This is a genomic window from Bacillus sp. B1(2022), assembly GCF_040259625.1.
GTDB classification, from domain to species: domain Bacteria; phylum Bacillota; class Bacilli; order Bacillales; family Bacillaceae; genus Bacillus; species Bacillus velezensis.
This window is the reverse complement of sequence record NZ_JANIFO010000001.1, coordinates 451,304-468,755: the sequence shown is the minus strand read 5'-3', so window position 1 is coordinate 468,755 and position 17,452 is coordinate 451,304. Positions and strand designations below refer to the sequence as shown.

Here is a 17,452-nt window from a genome sequence, read left to right as displayed (position 1 = left end):
CACACAATTGAAGGAGGAAATCATATGAAACGTATGCGTATCCCGATGTCCGTTGCCCTTGGCGCCGCTTTGTCTCTGACTCCTCTGTCCTTTGTATCCGCAAAAGAAACCCCGGTCCCTCAAAACATGGCACAGCAATCATCAGATGTCTCAGCAAAAGATGTCGGATTAAACATTGACGTTGACCTGCTCGGCATCGGCAATTCGATTGCTGACGCGATTAAGTCGGCGCAAAACCGTGACGGCTTCGTCAAAAACTTAATGGAATCTTCATTCTACGCTTCCGGACAAAAATATAACGTCATGGTGTTTAATTTAAGCCAGGAATATGAAGATCATTTTAACGGTGTTCAGTTTTACGGTTCCGCCGTATATGACGGCATCACGTACGGCATTTGGGTGTTTGAAGACGGAAGCTTCACCAACAAAGGAGATGGCGGCTGGATCAACTGGGCCTTCAGAGGTTGGTTTGACCGCGACGGCGATCATGTCGAATTCCATCGTCCGTAATCTAAAAAAGTCCGGCACAGATGCCGGACTTTTTTTATTCACCTCCGTCAAGCATGGCCGCTTCCACATCATTGATGTATTGGCGAAGCTCATGTGACATGTCGCGGGAAATTTCCCGCTCTTCGAATAATGTTTGGATTTCGTTGCGGATGGCCTGCACGGCCCGCAGTTTGATTTCGAGTTTTTGATTTTCAAAACGGCTGCTCGGACTCTGTTCGTGATACGAGTGCCCCAGCCTGAAAATCAAGTGATTGTAAAAGGAAATGACGGCAAGCGTCACATCTTTATTTTCTTCAGTCATGTGTTTTTTCAGGCTTTCAATGGCCGCTTTTGCCGTTTTAACCCTTGTGGCGCGGATGAGGCCTTCTTCATTTAAAATCGTCATTTCCGGCTTTTTTTGTTCACCGAAAAAGATCCAGTACATCAGGCGTTTCAGCTTTTTCTTAGATAAGCCGACTTTAAACGGATTCGTATACAGCACTTCCAGTTCATCAAACCGTTCCTGAAGGCTGTCAGCCGTTTCTTCCGGTATGTCGCCCCGCTCAATCAGCCGCAGCAATTCTTCCTGTTCAGCCTGTATCCCTTGGGCGCGGACTTTCCGCTCATCTTTTTTCGTGCGGTTTTTGACGGTGAACTGCTGAAATCTGAGATTTTTCATTTTCTCATTGTATTCGGCAATGACCGCAAAAGAAGCCGTTTTGTTTGTCTCATTCATATTTTCTTTAATGGCGGTTAAGGCAGCCTTTATCAGCTTCCGTCTCGCTGTCAGCAATTTGACTTTCTTCTCTTTCACATTGTCTTCCGGCTTATCTGTCAAAATCGGCAGTACGATTGTCGCCAGTACCAATGTGCACATAATAACACCCGCGGCTAAAAAGAGAATCAAATTCCGTTCAGGAAACGGTGAGCCGTCAGAGAGCACGTAAGGAATGGAAAAGGAACCCGCAAGCGTGACCGCTCCCCTGACGCCTGAAACCGAAATCAGCAGGGTCGAGCGCAAGCCGGGTTTATAAATGCTCTGATCCTTGTTAAAAAACCACTTGCCGTTCCAAAAAAACAGCACCCACAAAAACCTGAGAATCATTAACGTCAGCGTAATGACGATAATGTACCCGATGACCATCATATTGTTAAACGCGGTATCATTAAAGATGACGGAAACCACATCCGGTATTTGCGCCCCTAAAATAACGAAAACAAGACCGTTCAGAATGAACAAAATAATATTCCACGTACTTGAAGAGACGATTTGCAGTTTGACCATCGTTGATTCAAGACGGTCCTGCTCCACCGCATGCGTGATGCCGCCGGCCACAACAGCTAAAATGCCGGAAACGCCGATTTCTTCAGCCGCGAGATAGATGACGAACGGCGTCAGAATTTGAATCAGCATATGCATCGTGACATCCTGCATGCCGAGGCGGCGCAAAAACAGCCGGAAACGGATAATCAAAAAAGAAATGACGACACCGCTGAGTAAACCGCCGGCTGAAATCAGAACGAAACTGAAGGCGGCCTGCGCCAGCGAAAATGCGCCCGTCACGGCAGCCGCAATCGCAAATTTAAAAGCGACCAGGCCGGATGCGTCATTCATCAGTCCTTCTCCTTCAAGGAGACGCAGAATGCCTTTTGGCATCTTCACTCGCCCTGACAGCGCGCTGACCGCGACAACGTCAGTCGGTGACAGAATCGCCGCCAGCCCGAACGCGGCAGCCAGCGGAATGCTCGGAATCATCCAATGAATCGTGTAACCGCCGACAATCACCGTGGCAAACACGAGCCCGAGCGCAAGCAGCAGAATCGGCGCTCTTAAATTCCAAAGTTCCGCACGCGGCGTCCGTTTTCCATCGTTAAAAAGCAGCGGAGCGATAAACAAAACAAAAAACAATTCGGTATTCAGTTCAAAATGAAGTCCCTGCGGAAATGACGCCGCAATGATACCGAGCGCCACCTGAATCAAAGGCACCGGGATAAAGGGGACAAACCGATTTACGATATTTGAGATCGCGATGATGGTTAAAAGTACGAGTACGACTAAAAATATGTCCAAAGCATGACCTCCTTCATCTGCTGCATCATATCATTATTGCCTGTTCTCTGCCTTTGCCAAAGGCCGGAGCCGATGATCGGGCAGATTCAATATATTTTCCGCACGCAACCATTCTTCTTTTATTTTACCCGTTTTTATTTAAAATTTCTCATAACGTGCTCACGGCGAACTTTTTTTGCCTTCGGCTACATTTTTTCCGGAAAAAGAAAAAGCCTGTTTTCTCTGAAAACAGGCTTTTTCGCAAGCTGCGTCATCTGTTTCATGACGCGGTGCAGCGTTTATGCTGCTTAGTAAAGGATAGAGAACGCACCGTCAGTGTGTCTCTATCCTTGGTTTTAAGTGCTCATCTTATTCGTGAAAATTCGTGCCGTCTGTCGTCGCTTTAATGATGCCGGCGCGGATAACGAAATCGCCGAAGTGTTCGCCTTCCTCACGCTCTTTCGCGTAGCGCGGGAGAATGGTGCGAAGCTCATTCAGAATTTCCTCTTCACCGATATTTTCCCGGTACATTTTGCTCAAACGGCTGCCGTCAAACGCCGCTCCTAAATACATATTATATTTTCCGGGCGCCTTTCCGATAAATCCGATTTCGCCGAGCGCATGGCGGGCGCAGCCATTCGGGCACCCGGTCATACGGATGGTGATTTCTTCATCCCGCAGCCCGTTTTCGTCAACAATGTCTTCAATCTTATCAATCAATTTCGGCAGATAGCGCTCGGCTTCGGCCATGGCGAGCCCGCATGTCGGAAGCGCGACGCAAGCCATTGAACTGCGGCGGAGGGCGGAATGCTGCCGGCCGTCTGTCAGACCGTATTGTTCGATTAATGCGCTGATTTGTTTCTTTTTCTGGCTCGAGACATTACCGATAATCAGGTTTTGATTAGAGGTGAGACGGAAATCTCCCGTATGGACTTTGGCGATTTCACGTAATCCCGTCATCAGCTTATAATTCTCATAGTCCGTGACGCGGCCGCCTTCGATAAACATCGTAAAGTGCCATTTACCTTTTACACCCTTCACCCATCCGTAACGGTCGCCGTTATGGTCAAAATGATAAGGTTTCGCTTCATCAAGCTGCCAGCCGAGGCGGTTTTCCAGCTCGGCTTTTACGTTTTCCAGCCCGAGACGGTCAACAGTGTACTTGAATCTGGCATTCTTTCTGACGGAACGGTTTCCGTAATCGCGCTGAATCGTAATGGTTTTTTCCGCTACATCATACAGCTGCTCCGGTTTGCAGAAGCCGATGACTTTTGAAAGCTGCGGATAAGTGGCCGTATCGCCGTGCGTCATTCCCATACCGCCGCCGATTGCCACGTTGAATCCGATAAGACGGCCTTCCTCCACGATGGCAATGAAGCCGAGATCTTGAGAAAAGACATCGATATCATTGGACGGAGGCACGGCGATTCCGATTTTGAATTTCCGCGGCAGGTACAGCGGCCCGTACATCGGTTCCGTTTCCGTGTCAGGAGTGCCCGCTACACGTTCCTCATCAAGCCAGATTTCATGATAGGCTCTCGTGCGCGGAAGAAGGTCATCGCTCAATTTCTTCGACCATTCGTATACTTCCGCATGAATTTCAGACTGGTGCGGATTTGAAGCGCACATGACGTTTCGGTTGACATCTCCGCAGGCCGCAATGGTATCAAGCAGCGCCGCATTGATTTTCTGAATCGTTTTTTTCATGTTCCATTTTAAAATTCCGTGCATTTGGAACGTTTCACGCGTTGTCAGCTTCAATGTATTGTTTCCGTATTTTTGCGCCAGTTCATCCATGACAAGCCATTGTTCCGGAGTTGACACGCCGCCTGGCATCCGAACGCGCAGCATGAACTGATAAGCCGGTTCAAGCTTTTGTTTTTGACGTTCATTACGGAGATCGCGGTCATCCTGCAAGTAGCTTCCGTGATGCTTCATCAGCCGGTTGTCATCGTCCGGGATGCCGGCTGAAATCCGGTCGAGCATGACTTCTTTCAATGTGCCGCGCAAATAATCACTTTTTTCTTTAATTTCCTCAACATCACTTGGAGGGCCTTCCGGCGCTTTTAAAATGTTGTTCACCATGCTGAATATGCTCCTTTCAAACCAAAATCAATATACGTCACGCTGATAGCGTTTTTTCTGCTGCATGTCTGCCAGGAAGCTTTCCGCTTTTTCACGGCTCATGCCGCCTTCTTCCTGAATGATATCGAGAAGCGCCTGGTGCACGTCATGCGCCATATGCTGTTCATCACCGCAGATGTATACGGCGGCTCCCTGCTGCAGCCATTCATAAAGCTCTTTGCTTTGTTCTTTCATGCGGTGCTGCACATATACTTTTTCCTCCGAATCCCGGGAAAAAGCGACGTCCATTTTTGTGAGAACACCGTTTTGCAGCCATTTTTGCCATTCCGTCTGGTACAGAAAATCAGTGACAAAGTGCTGATCCCCGAAAAACAGCCATGTTTTCCCCCCAGCTCCGGTTTCTTCACGCTCCTGCATAAAGGAACGGAACGGCGCGATGCCTGTCCCCGGCCCGACCATAATGACCGGTGTATCCGGGTTTTCCGGCAGCTTGAAGTTTTGGTTGTGCTGAATGTATATCGGAAGCGTATCTCCCGGCTGGAGTCTTTCCGCACACAGAATGCTGCAGACGCCTTTTCGTTCTCTGCCGTGCGCGTCATATCTGACCGCTCCGATTGTCAGATGCACCTCTTCCGGATTCGCTTCTAAACTGCTTGCGATCGAATAGAGCCGGGCCGGCATTTTACGCAGGATGGAAAGAAAGTCTTCCGCTGTCGCTTCCCACGGACCGAAATCCCGGACGAGATCAAGCAGATCACGGCCGTTGATGTACGCTTTCAGCTGCTCTTCGTTTCCTTCGGCCAGAAGTTCACTCAGCTTTTGGTCAGCCGTAAACTGTGCGGCCTTTTGCAGGAACGGTTTTGTTAAGACGGTTATTTCAAAATGAGAAGTAAGCGCATCTTTCAGCGGGAGGCGCTCTCCTTGTTTATTCACCGCCACTTCCTGTTTTGGGTCCCATTTCAGCTCATTGATCAGCTCATCAACGAGCGCCGGATCATTTTCCGGATAGATGCCGAGGCTGTCTCCGGGCTGATACGCGAGGCCCGCCCCTTCAAGCGAAAGCTCGAGATGGCGTGTTTCTTTATTCGAACCGCGTCCGTTCAGATTGATGTTCTCAAGAACCTCCGCCCGAAACGGGTTCGTTCTGGAATAAACGGATTCACCGAGAGCCGGCGTCTCGGCAGGCGCTTCGGCTGTTTGATTTCCCGCTCCTTCGTTCAAACCGCCGATGACCGCGTCAAGCCATTCAGAAAACGGCTCATCATAATCAAGATCGCAATCAACCCGCGGCGCAAGCTGGGTGCCGCCGAGCTCTTGAAGACGCTCGTCAAACTCTTTGCCGGTCTGGCAGAAAAATTCATACGAGCTGTCCCCGAGCGCCAAAACGGAGTAACGGAGCGCTTCAAGCTTCGGCGCGCGTCTGCCGTGAAGAAATTCATGAAAGGCCAGCGCGTTATCCGGCGGATCGCCTTCTCCGTGCGTGCTCACCACGATCAGTAAATTGTTTATTTTTTTCAGATTATTCGGCTTAAAATCGTTCATCGACGCGACGGTGACCTGGAATCCCCGTTCCTCAAGCGTCTTTACCGTCTGTTTCGCAAGACCTTCCGCATTTCCCGTTTGCGATCCGTATAATACGGTCACTTCTCTTGAGACTGCCGGGCTTTCTGCAGGAGCCGGAGCAGCGGGTGCGGCTGTTTCACCGGATTCGGACCGGGCCGCAGCCAAATAACCGCTCAGCCAGATTTTCTGTGATTCTGTCAAGGTCGGCAGAAGGCGGTTAAGGAGCTCTGCCTGCTCCTGATTAAACGGACTGTTCATGACCTGAAGTTGCAACGATATCCACCTCACAAGGAATTAAACGTAACGTACGTTATTTCTATAGGAATTGTCAAAATAATATTCTAATTGAAACTTTACCGAAAGTTTGTATGTAAGTAAAATATATAATCATGATGACAACGATTAAGATTACTAATGATAAAAAGCCCTTTGCACTTGGCAAAGGGCTTACACGAATAAGCCGGCGGGCACTTCTTTAATAAAAGGAGAGTGTTCTCCCGGAGACAATACGGTCAGATGATGCATCGCCCGCGTACAGGCCGTATATAACAGCTTACGGTCATGTTCGCTTTTGTACTGGGCAGCAGAGGCATCAGCGGCAATGACGGCGTCAAACTCAATGCCTTTTGCCAAATAAACGGGAATGACGCATACCCCTTTTTGAAAAGGCTGGTTTTCTTTATTGATCAAGCGGACACCGCTCTCGGCGCTGACCGCCTGAAACACTTTTTTGGCTTCCGCGGCCGTTTTGCAGATGACGGCGACCGTCTCCCAGCCTTTTTGTCTGAGCTCCCGGATTGTATCCGCCAATTGTTCCTGCCGCGCATTTTCTGTATCCGTCCGCAAAACACGCGGTTTTTCCCCGTTCCGGTTAAATGGCTCAATGTCATCGCCGTCAGCCAGCAGCGCTTTCGTAAATTCAACAATCTGCCGCGTCGATCTGTAAGTCCGCTTCAGGCTGACATACTTTTCTGCACCATTGCGAAAGCAGCCGGCGAGGGAAGAAGGGCCCGTAATGGTGTGGGCATAAATCGACTGGCTGACATCACCGAGCACCGTCATCTTTGCCGCTGGGAAGATGCTTTGAATATACGTGAGCTGAAATGGGGAATAATCCTGCGCTTCATCAATGAAGACGTGCTTCATTTGTGTGTTTTTTCTTTTTCCTTCTAACAGATCCTGCAAATACAGATACGGAGCGGCATCTTCATACGGAAGTGACCGTTCTGCAAATGCGTTTCTGGTCAAAGCGCCGATGCTCTCCCAATGATCGGGCTTTTCATCAGCTCCCCAGTCTGAAAACAGCCGGAGATACATCCGTTTTATATCGAGAAAGCCGAGCCGTCTGACGGCCTGCTTAATCGGTTTAAAGGCTTTGCCGACAATAATGGCGCCAAGCAGCCGCTGTTCGCGCTGATGGTCGTCAAATGCAGGTTCATCATCTGCCGCCTGCTTCTTGAGTGTTTGATAAACCTCAGCATAGTCTTCCTTATCAAGCAGCTCGCTCTCCTGCAAGACCCATTCCTTCTTACGCTCCTTTTTTTCGAGAGCGCTGATTTCCGCGAGAAGCCATTCCGCTGTCAGCTCCGCTCTGTTCGGAATCGGCAGCTGCTGATCAAGCGAATAAAAATAGGCTTCAATCCGCTCTTTTGAAATCAGGATGTCTCCCCGGAAGCTGATCTGTTTACACATCAGGCCCGAGCCGGAAAGCGAGCCGGCATAGCGGTCAATCATGGCCTGGAAAGCTGATGACGCTTTGTAAGCAACGGCTGCGAGCCTTACGGAAAGTGCGTCCTGATTTTGTTCAGTCAGGCAATATTCAAGCTGCTCGTACGGGCTTTCACAATCAAACTTTCGTCCGAGCCGGCGGATGATATATTCCTGAAAGGTGGCCTGCTCCATATTCTCTTCTCCCAATTCCGGCAATACGGCGGACACATAACTGTTGAACAAAATATTCGGGGAAAACAATACAATCTGACGGGCATCAAGCACCCCGCGCCCGCGGTACAGCAAGTAAGCGGCCCGCTGAAGCGCCGCGGATGTTTTCCCGCTTCCGGCGGCTCCCTGAACGATGAGATATTTGCTTTTTTCATCCCGGATGATTTCGTTCTGTTCTTTTTGGATGGTTGACACGATGTTTTTCATATGCTGTCCGGAATGCCCGCTCAGCACCTCTTGCAGCATTTCGTCACCAATCGTCATATCCGTGTTAAACATCGCTTTAAGCGTCCCGTTTTTAATGATAAACTGCCGCTTCAGTGTGATGTCTCCTTCTATCGTTTCTTCGGGAACTTCATAGCGGGCTTTTCCCGGGGAATATTGATAGTAAAGAGATGAGATGGGCGCGCGCCAATCATAAATGAGAAATTGCTCGTTGTTTTCATCCATCAAAGAAGTCAGCCCGATATAAATCCGCTCGGAAGAGGACTCCCCTTTTTCCGTAAAATCGACACGGCCGAAGTAAGGAGAGGTTTTCAGCTTTTGGATTTTTTGAAGCTGCCGGTATTGAAGCCGATGCGTCCGTTCACGTTCTGAAAGCATTTCTGCCTGCTGTTTAATGCTTGAAAATGTCTCAGCCGCTTCGTGGGCGTCATCCATATTCACGGTGACATCATCCCAAAACGTTTTTCTCAGCCCGACAATATCCTGCTTCAATCCGCCCGATGAGGCTTCAAGATGAGTTTGTTTCTGTTCCAGTTCCTTCATGACAAAATTGATTCTTTCCTGCTCTTCTTTCCACTCTTTATCACGTTTTGCCATCAGCGGCACCTCCGACATCAAGCTGACAAATCCGGCTTTCATCATACAAACATATATGCAACATATTATTCAGCATTATGGTCAAATACCCTTTTTCTTATCATATCGGGCGTCTTTTTTTATCAGAAGCCGTTATGAAAAAAAACCGATTTCGTTTGTGAAATCGGTTTTTTACTGATCTATATGATAGGAACGATTCGGCAGGCGCCACCTGAACACATAACTGCAGATGCGGCATGCCACAAGCACAAGAAACAGCACATACAAACCGGCGGCATCCCCGGCCCAGCCGAGGCCCACGATTAACCCTCCGAGCGCGGCCCAGACTGCATAAATTTCCGCCTTGAGCACAAGCGGCTTCCTGCCCGCGAGCAAATCCCGTATGATGCCGCCCCCGCTGCCGGTGAGGACCGCTGCCGCAATCACCGCACTGAGCGGATGGCCCATTTTCACGGCATATAAAGCGCCTTGGATGGCAAACGCCGAAAGCCCGATGGCATCGGATAGGTTGCCCCATTTACTCCAATGTCTTAACAGCAGCTTCGGAAACAAAAAGACAATCGTAACTGATGCGAGAGCGATTTGAAAAAACGCGCCTTGCTCCCACAAGGCGGAGACCGGAACACCGATCAGCAGATTTCGGATCGCTCCTCCGCCGAACGCCGTTACAATCCCCAAGATGTACACGCCTAAAATATCATACTCCTCTTCCATCGCAACAATCGCTCCGCTGACCGCAAACGCAATGATGCCGATTACACTAAGCAGCTCCCAGGCCATTCCATATGCTCCTTTTTATTTGTTAAATTTTCTGACGACCATTAGATTTTATAATCGCTTTCTCTTAAAATCAACCTTATTTTTGAAAGATTCTGATTCCTAACCCGGGACAACCTCACTCGCAACGGCTGGGAGCAAGAACATTTACCTATTTTATACTATTTTGGGAGGTTTATTGGAAGTTTCATTGAATACTTTCTCTAACAAAAAGGGGGTTATGAGATGAAAATCAGTTCACTTGTTTTTCCTGTTTTATTGGCCGCCGGATTAATTCCCGGCCTGCCGTCAGCCGAAAGCCATACGCATTCGCACACTCATGCGGAGCCGGCGAAAACGGTGTATACGGACCCGCTTCCGAAAGCCGATCATTTTAAAGATCTGAAGGGCCCGGTCCAAGTCGAACAGACGGTTGACACAAAAATTCTGGATGAAAACGGCAAGCAGGTCGGCACGAAACGATTCAATGCCAATGTCAGTCAGGATAAAGCCTCGACTAAAGCCAGCACGGGCAGCCAGAAGGTCAGAGTGCTGGCGGTGGCGGACGCTGAATACCGCGCCAAATACAGCGACTGGCAAACGCGAATCGTCCAGATCGTGGAGCAGGCGGATGTTGCTTTTAACCGTGATCACAACATTGATTTCGTCGTACAGGCCGTGCAGGCTTGGAATTCCTCGGGCTCAAACAGTTCTCAGATTTTATCGAATCTCCAAGGCAGCTTCAGAAATCAAAATTATCATTTTGTCGTCGGTTTTACCGCAAAATCAAGTTTTGACGCCGGCGGTATCGCGTATGTATATAACGGCAAACCGAGCGGCCCGGCTTTCAGCGTGAACCTTGATCAAGGAACGGCCAACACGGCGAAAGCGGCACAGCACGAGTTTTCCCATAACTTCGGACTTCAGCATGACGCCCAAGGCAGCGGCATCCGCTGCGTCATGAATTATGATTATGCCTATTCCGTGGATATTTGGGACAGCTCCCATAACAGACAGATTGAGACAAACAAAGCTTGGTACAAATAATAGAAAAAGAGCCGCTCCCATGGAGCAGGCTCTTTATTTTGCCGTGCGTTCCGTTTTGACAAAACACATGCAGATAATAATGAGAATAAATGCCGTCAATGCCAGGAAAGGAATGGTAATGAAACCGAACCAGTTAATATATTCAGATGAGCAAGGCACGCCGTAGACACACGGCTTGATGCCGCTGAAACCGGGCACCTTCTGCTCAAGGTAATGCATGATCGATATAAACGCGCCGATGACGGCCATCGGCAGCACGTATTTTTTTACGCGCGTGTCACCCTGGAAGGTGGCGATTCCTAAAATCAGGACAAGCGGGTACATGAGAATTCTTTGATACCAGCACAGCTCGCACGGTATGAATTTTCTGATCTCGCTGAAATATAGGCTGCCGAGCATGGCAGCAAGAGCTATCACCCAAGAAGCATATAAAAATACGATTCTATTTTTCATTTTTCAGCTCTTTCTTAATCGTTTTTGAAATCTCATCATATTTAGAGAAGTCATTAATCACTTTGTCATTTACATAAATCGTCGGTGTCGCCGTAATGTTTAATTTATCATTCAGGTCAGTGTCAGCTTTCAGCTCTTTTGCAAATGTCTCTTTATCAAGGTTTTCCTTCAGCTTGTCAGGATCAACCTTTTTCGCGGTGCTTTTGACCGTTTTTTCAAGCAATGCAGGCGTGACCCATTCCTGTTCGCTTGACGGCTGCTGTTCAAACAGCTTTTCATGGAATGCCCAGAATGATGCCGGGTCTTCCTTCCACACCTCTTCTGAAGCAAGAGCCGCCAGACGCGAGCCGCTTCCGTGGTACATGACGTTCACAAATGAAAATTTCACGTCGCCTTTATCGATAAAATCTTTTTTGATTTTCGGAAAGATATCGCTGTTAAATACTTTGCATGACGGACACTTGTAATCTCCGAATTCAACTACCGTAACAGGCGCGCTGTCTTTGCCGAGCACGGGCTGTCCTTTAATGGAAGGCTGTTCGGCGACTGTTTCGCCCGCTTTTTCCGTTTGGTTGTTAATAATTACGATGGCCGCAAATAAAACGACAACGATTAACGTCAGAATCACCGCAAATTTCGCAGACGATTGTTTCTTTTTCACTCAGACACCTCATTGTTTTTAAAATAAAAAAGAAGCGGATGCCGGATGGCCCGCTTCTCTATTTTACCAAGACAACCTTGTTTAAGAAAACCCTGAAAAACGAATTATCTTTGACAATTATTCCGCTTTCACTCTCATGACGCGCATCGCGTTGGCAACGGCGATCAGCGTGACGCCTACATCTGAAAAGACCGCTTCCCACATGGTGGCGAATCCGAATGCGCCAAGCAGGAGAAAAATGATTTTTACGCCTAAAGCAAATCCGATGTTCTGCCAGACGATCCGGCGTGTGCGGCGTGCAATCCGGATGGCTTCGGCTGCTTTTGACGGCTGGTCTGTCATCAGGACAACATCGGCCGCTTCGACGGCGGCATCAGAGCCGAGAGCCCCCATGGCAGCTCCGATGTCAGCTCTGGCAAGCACAGGCGTATCATTAATCCCATCGCCGACAAACATCAGTTTTTCATTCGGTGCAAGCGCCGCTTCAAGTTCTTCGACGCGGTCTACCTTGTCACCCGGCAAAAGCTCTGTGTACACGTCATCAATACCGAGCTCTCGGCCGACAGCTTCTCCGGTCTGCTTTGAATCACCCGTCAGCATCACTGTCCGCTTCACGCCGAGCGCTTTTAAATTGGCAATGGCCTGTTTGGCGTCCTCTTTGATTTCATCGGCGATCACGATCGCCCCCGCATACTGCTGATCAACGGCGACATAGACGACGGTTCCGTTGTTTTCAGCTGTGCCGGAAGCGATTTGTTCTTTTGCCATCAGTTTTTGATTTCCGGCTAAAATCGTTGATCCGCCGGTTTTCACCCGAATGCCGTGTCCGGGTATTTCTTCATATTCTTCAATCTCCTCAGCCGAGAGCGGTTGATTGTAAGCTTCACGGATGGAAGAAGCAATCGGATGATTGGAATGGGCTTCTGCAAGCGCGGCCGCATGAAGCAGGCTGTCTTTCGTAAATCCCGCCGCCGGTTTGATATCAGTAACGGCGAAATTGCCTTTCGTTAAGGTTCCCGTTTTATCAAACACGGCGTATGCCACCTGATTGAGCGCTTCTAAATAGTTGCTTCCTTTCACGAGCACCCCTGCTTTAGACGCAGCTCCGATACCGCCGAAAAACCCGAGCGGAATGGAGACGACGAGTGCGCACGGACAAGAAATCACAAGGAAAATCAGCGCGCGGTACACCCAGTCGGATAGCGCGGCTGAAGGCACGAGAAGCGGCGGTAAAAAGGCGAGAAGCACCGCAACAATGACAACAACCGGTGTATAATACTTGGCAAACTTCGTAATAAAGTTTTCCGTTTTCGCTTTGCGTCCGGCCGCATTTTCGACCAGATCCAATATTTTTGACACGGCAGAGTCTTCATATCCTTTAGAGGTTTCAATATGAAGCACGCCGTTCTGATTCATAAATCCGGCCATCACATCTTGCCCCGGCTCCGCTTTTCTTGGCACGGATTCGCCCGTTAAAGCGGATGTATCAACCATCGAAGAACCGCTCAGCACCTTTCCGTCCAGCGGAATCCGTTCTCCGGGATTCACGACGATGACCTGTCCGACTTTGACGTCCTGCGGCGGAACGGCAGTCATGCCGTTTTCCGTTTTCACATTGGCGTACTCAGGACGGATGTCCAATAACGCGCTGATCGATTTTCTGGATCGGCTGACGGCCGCTCCCTGAAACAATTCACCGATTTGGTAGAACAGCATGACCGCGACGCCTTCCGGATACTGATGAATCATAAATGCGCCGATCGTGGCAAGCGCCATCAGAAAATGCTCATCAAATACCTGGCCGCGGACAATGTTTTTTCCCGCTCTGGCTACGATATCGCCGCCGATAATCAAATATGAAGCAAAAAAGAGCAGAAACTCAAGGACGGCGCCCGTGTGCGCGAAGTAAGCGATGACGGCCAAAACGGCTCCCGCAGCCAACCTCACTAACATCAGCTGCAGCTTTTTGCGGTATTCATCCTCGCCTGGTTTGTCTTCGTGCTTCGAACGAACGGTCACATGAGGATCAATGGACTTTACTTTTTTCGCAACCTCATCTTTCATCCATTGTTCGTTTTTGCCGCCGGCTGAGACCGTGATGGTGCTTGCCGCAAAATTGACAGCACAGCCGTCGATGCCGTCAATGGCTTTTACGCCGTTTTCTATTTTTTTTGCACAGTTGCTGCAATCAAGTCCGTCTAATACAAATTCACCTTTGGCTGCTTTCATTTTCGACTCACCCTACTTTCCGTAATAGGATTCCCATAACATCAATACAGCTAAACGAATTTATATATATGAACATATACTCATATATGTGTTTTCTCTATTATATGCAGGCTTTGAATAAAGTGTCAATAAAAAAGACAAAACAGGCCTCAGCCTATTTTGTCTTTTTTTACCCTCTGTAAACGCAAAGCATTAAGGACGACCGATACTGAGCTGAACGCCATGGCAGCGCCTGCCACCCACGGGGCCAGAAAGCCGGCCGCCGCAATCGGAATGCCGATGCTGTTGTATCCCAATGCCCAGCCTAAATTCTGCTTGATGTTTCTCATGGTCAGCCTGCTCATGCCGATGGCGTCGGCAATGCCGTTCAGGTCACCGCGGATCAGCGTAATATCCGCCGCTTCCATTGCGATATCTGTGCCGGTGCCGATGGCCATTCCGATATCGGCCACAGCCAGCGCCGGAGCATCATTGATGCCGTCACCGACCATCGCCACGCGCCGGCCTTCTTTTTGCAGCCGGGAAATTTCCGCCGCCTTTTGTTCGGGAAGCACTTCAGCGATCACGCTGCCGATGCCCGCGGCTTTTGCAATGGCTTCCGCGGTCTTTTTGTTGTCACCGGTCATCATGATGACGTCAAGCCCCATATCATTCAGACGTTTCACCGCGGCCGGAGAAGTTTCTTTGATTGTATCGGCGACTGCGATAAGGCCCGCCGCTTTGCCGTCTGCCGCAATAATCATCACCGTTTTCCCTTCCGCCTCCAAGCGGGCCATGTGAGGAAGCAGCGCCTCATGTTCGATGTGTTCCGATTCCATCAGCCGTCTTGATCCGGCAAGAATCGTTCTGCCGTCAGCCTCGGCGTATATTCCGGAACCGATCCGGGCTTGGAACCGGGTGATTTTCGGGATGGCAATCCCCCGTTTTTCGGCTCCTGACACGATGGCTTCTCCAAGCGGGTGCTCTGATCCCGTTTCGGCGGCCGCCGCCAGCCGCAGGAGTTCCTCTTCGTTCATTCCCTCTGCCGGTACGGCATCTGTCAGAACCGGTCTGCCGTTTGTCACCGTTCCTGTTTTATCCAGTACGATGGTCGTCAGACGCTTTGTTTTTTCTAAATGCTCTCCGCCTTTAAAGAGAATGCCGAATTCAGCTGCACGGCCGGAGCCCGCCATAATGCTCGTCGGAGTGGCGAGCCCGAGTGCGCACGGACAGGCAATGACAAGCACGGCGATGAATTTGCCGATCGCTTCAGAAAACTGTCCCGGCGCCGCCCATACATACCAAATGAGAAAAGTCAGCACGGCCAGCCCCAGCACAATAGGGACGAAAATGCCTGAAATGTGATCCGCGAGCCGCTGAATGGGCGCTTTTGATCCTTGGGCTTCTTCTACGATTTTAATAATGTGTGCAAGCGCGGTATCTTTCCCGACATTCACCGCTCTGATTTTGAGAAAGCCGTTTGCATTGATCGTCGCCCCGGTGACGGTGCTTCCGGGAGACTTATCGACAGGCATGCTCTCCCCCGTAATCATCGATTCATCAATTGCGGAATGGCCTTCAATCACTTCGCCATCGACAGGAACACGTTCTCCCGGTTTCACATATACGATATCCCCCGTCCGGACCTCGTCAATCGGAATCACCTGTACCTTCCCTTCCCGCTCAACCGCCGCCGTCTTCGCCTGAAGCTTCATTAACTTTTTAATCGCTTCTGATGAGCGGCCTTTCGCTTTCATCTCTAAAAGCTTTCCAAGCAAAATCAAAGTCAGCAAAATGGCGCTCGTTTCATAATAAAGCCCCTCTACATGTCCGTCTCGTCCGAGAGACGCAATCGTCATGTACAGGCTGTATGCGTAAGCGGCCGTCGTTCCGAGCGCAACGAGAACATCCATATTGGCGCTTTTGTTTCTCATCGCCTTGTACGCTCCCATATAAAAAGGCCAGCCGATGACGAGCTGCACCGGGGTGGCAAGCGCGAATTGCAGCCACGGATTCATCAGGATATCCGGCATCCAGATAAAAGAAGTAAAAGAAAAATGGCTGACCATCGACCAGAGAAGCGGAAAGGAGAGAACGGCAGAAAATATCAGCCTGATCAGCTGCTTTCGCTGCTCTTTCTCCTTTTGAGATAATCCGCCGTCTTGGCCGTCCGCTTCCTTTTCTTCTAATCGGTAGCCGAGTTTTGCCACGGTCTCTTTCAGTTCTTTCGGTGTCACCTCTTTGGGGTTGTATTCAACGGAGACCGTTTCAAGGGCGAAATTCACCGGCGCGCCCACAACGCCCTCTGTTTTGTTCAGGCGCTTTTCAATCCGATTGGCGCAAGCGGCGCACGTCATGCCTTCAATCTGAAACTCGGCTTTTTCCGTCACAACATGGTAGCCGAGTTTTTCAATTTTATCCTTTATGGCGCCAGCTTCGATTTTGTCAGGCTGATAGGAAATATTTGAGGTCTCAAGCGCAAGATTGACGGAAGCGTCATTGACGCCGTCCATCCGTTTCAGCCCTTTTTCAATTCTTGAAGCGCAGGCGGCGCATGTCATGCCTCCCACTTGAATGGTCATCTCTTTCGGTTCACTCAATGCCCTCACCTCTTCTCACAAACCCCCAGGGGGTATCATTTTCATAAAAGAAAACCGCGCCCGTTTCCGCAGCGCGATAAATCCTATACGACGTCATAACCTTGATCTTCAATCGCGTCTTTTATATCTGATACGGAGACTTTGTTCTCATCAAACGTCACATCCACCTGTCCGGCTTCCAATTTCACCTGAACCGCCGTCACTCCGTTCAGTTCTCCTACTCCGGTCTCTACTGCTTTGACGCAGTGCTGACATGACATGCCTTCGACTTGCAGTGTTTTTTGTTCCATGATAATTCCCTCCACGTCTTGTTTTTTCTTTTTTATGTTACCATACCCCTGTAGGGTATTTCAAAACATTTTATTTTATGATTTTGCGATTTTTTTCACAACATCAAGCAGCTCGGCAATCGCCTGCTCCCCGTTTCCGCTCTCAATGGCGCCGGCTACGCAGTGATGGGCGTGATCTTCCAGCAGATGAAACGCGACTTTCTGCATGGCCGCCTGTACGGCTGAAATCTGCACGAGAATATCCACGCAGTATCGTTCGTTATCCACCATATTCTGAATGCCCCTGACTTGGCCTTCAATCCGTTTCAGCCGGTTCAGGATCTGGTCTTTTTCTTTGGTGCTTTTATGATTTAACGATTGATGCTCGGTATGTTTGTCCATTTTCCACCTCGGTTTTTTTCTTCGTTATCTTCATTATACAGACTTGAAAATCCGGTGTAAAAAATTTTCAACACACAAGTTTTACCAGTACACCCGCGGGGTATAT

13 protein-coding genes are annotated in these 17,452 nt (G+C 49.4%); 2 read left to right on the top strand and 11 right to left on the bottom strand.

From position 1 onward, the window contains the following. Positions 1-24: 24 nt before the first annotated feature. Complete coding sequence (locus tag NQS30_RS02380) at positions 25-510, top strand: hypothetical protein (protein WP_007613741.1); 486 nt, start codon at positions 25-27, stop codon at positions 508-510. Between the two features lie 34 nt (positions 511-544). Here the strand turns inward: NQS30_RS02380 and NQS30_RS02375 are convergent, their stop codons facing one another. The 5 genes from NQS30_RS02375 to NQS30_RS02355 all read right to left on the bottom strand — a co-directional run bounded on the left by NQS30_RS02375 (position 545) and on the right by NQS30_RS02355 (position 9,730). Beyond that, positions 545-2,560: a Na+/H+ antiporter gene (locus NQS30_RS02375; protein WP_218791368.1), complete on the bottom strand. Its 2,016-nt coding sequence runs from the start codon at positions 2,558-2,560 to the stop codon at positions 545-547. Between the two features lie 348 nt (positions 2,561-2,908). Beyond that, a complete protein-coding gene (gene cysI / locus NQS30_RS02370; RefSeq protein ID WP_003151735.1) occupies positions 2,909-4,624 on the bottom strand; it encodes an assimilatory sulfite reductase (NADPH) hemoprotein subunit in 1,716 nt (571 codons plus the stop codon). A gap of 27 nt (positions 4,625-4,651) precedes the next feature. Then, positions 4,652-6,460: an assimilatory sulfite reductase (NADPH) flavoprotein subunit gene (locus NQS30_RS02365; RefSeq protein WP_218791369.1), complete on the bottom strand. Its 1,809-nt coding sequence runs from the start codon at positions 6,458-6,460 to the stop codon at positions 4,652-4,654. Between the two features lie 174 nt (positions 6,461-6,634). Further along, complete coding sequence (helD, locus tag NQS30_RS02360) at positions 6,635-8,950, bottom strand: RNA polymerase recycling motor HelD (RefSeq protein WP_124692734.1); 2,316 nt, start codon at positions 8,948-8,950, stop codon at positions 6,635-6,637. A 171-nt stretch (positions 8,951-9,121) separates the two neighbouring features. After that, complete coding sequence (locus tag NQS30_RS02355) at positions 9,122-9,730, bottom strand: trimeric intracellular cation channel family protein (protein ID WP_007410017.1); 609 nt, start codon at positions 9,728-9,730, stop codon at positions 9,122-9,124. A gap of 222 nt (positions 9,731-9,952) precedes the next feature. On the opposite strand from NQS30_RS02355, the gene NQS30_RS02350 reads away from it, so the two are divergent. Continuing rightward, the gene (locus tag NQS30_RS02350) at positions 9,953-10,753 is read left to right on the top strand and encodes a zinc-dependent metalloprotease (RefSeq protein WP_015418210.1); all 801 of its coding nucleotides are present in this window, start codon (positions 9,953-9,955) and stop codon (positions 10,751-10,753) included. Between the two features lie 33 nt (positions 10,754-10,786). Here the strand turns inward: NQS30_RS02350 and NQS30_RS02345 are convergent, their stop codons facing one another. The 6 genes from NQS30_RS02345 to csoR all read right to left on the bottom strand — a co-directional run bounded on the left by NQS30_RS02345 (position 10,787) and on the right by csoR (position 17,346). Beyond that, entirely contained in the window at positions 10,787-11,206 is a 420-nt protein-coding gene (locus tag NQS30_RS02345) for a disulfide oxidoreductase (protein ID WP_007410015.1), read from the bottom strand. Further along, positions 11,196-11,867 (bottom strand): disulfide bond formation protein BdbD, encoded by a 672-nt coding sequence (locus NQS30_RS02340; protein WP_012118444.1) that lies wholly within the window; start codon positions 11,865-11,867, stop codon positions 11,196-11,198. The genes NQS30_RS02345 and NQS30_RS02340 overlap by 11 nt, the downstream gene beginning before the upstream one ends. 117 nt (positions 11,868-11,984) lie before the next feature. Then, on the bottom strand, positions 11,985-14,096 hold the full coding sequence (locus NQS30_RS02335) for a heavy metal translocating P-type ATPase (RefSeq protein ID WP_063094447.1): 2,112 nt from the start codon (positions 14,094-14,096) through the stop codon (positions 11,985-11,987). A 149-nt stretch (positions 14,097-14,245) separates the two neighbouring features. Beyond that, the gene (locus NQS30_RS02330) at positions 14,246-16,675 is read right to left on the bottom strand and encodes a heavy metal translocating P-type ATPase (protein ID WP_218791370.1); all 2,430 of its coding nucleotides are present in this window, start codon (positions 16,673-16,675) and stop codon (positions 14,246-14,248) included. An 83-nt stretch (positions 16,676-16,758) separates the two neighbouring features. Then, positions 16,759-16,965, bottom strand: coding sequence for a copper chaperone CopZ (gene copZ, locus NQS30_RS02325; protein WP_015240581.1), 207 nt, complete (start codon positions 16,963-16,965; stop codon positions 16,759-16,761). 75 nt (positions 16,966-17,040) lie between these two features. Further along, positions 17,041-17,346 (bottom strand): copper-sensing transcriptional repressor CsoR, encoded by a 306-nt coding sequence (gene csoR / locus NQS30_RS02320; protein ID WP_025285265.1) that lies wholly within the window; start codon positions 17,344-17,346, stop codon positions 17,041-17,043. Positions 17,347-17,452 lie beyond the last annotated feature (106 nt).

What these genes read in the sequence shown, in the direction of transcription:
- NQS30_RS02350 (WP_015418210.1), top strand. Translation starts at nt 9,953, where the DNA reads ATGAAAATCAGTTCACTTGTTTTTCCTGTTTTATTGGCCGCCGGATTA.
- NQS30_RS02355 (WP_007410017.1), bottom strand. Translation starts at nt 9,730, where the DNA reads ATGGCCTGGGAGCTGCTTAGTGTAATCGGCATCATTGCGTTTGCGGTC.
- copZ (WP_015240581.1), bottom strand. Translation starts at nt 16,965, where the DNA reads ATGGAACAAAAAACACTGCAAGTCGAAGGCATGTCATGTCAGCACTGC.
- NQS30_RS02345 (WP_007410015.1), bottom strand. Translation starts at nt 11,206, where the DNA reads ATGAAAAATAGAATCGTATTTTTATATGCTTCTTGGGTGATAGCTCTT.
- helD (WP_124692734.1), bottom strand. Translation starts at nt 8,950, where the DNA reads ATGGCAAAACGTGATAAAGAGTGGAAAGAAGAGCAGGAAAGAATCAAT.
- cysI (WP_003151735.1), bottom strand. Translation starts at nt 4,624, where the DNA reads ATGGTGAACAACATTTTAAAAGCGCCGGAAGGCCCTCCAAGTGATGTT.
- NQS30_RS02380 (WP_007613741.1), top strand. Translation starts at nt 25, where the DNA reads ATGAAACGTATGCGTATCCCGATGTCCGTTGCCCTTGGCGCCGCTTTG.
- csoR (WP_025285265.1), bottom strand. Translation starts at nt 17,346, where the DNA reads ATGGACAAACATACCGAGCATCAATCGTTAAATCATAAAAGCACCAAA.
- NQS30_RS02335 (WP_063094447.1), bottom strand. Translation starts at nt 14,096, where the DNA reads ATGAAAGCAGCCAAAGGTGAATTTGTATTAGACGGACTTGATTGCAGC.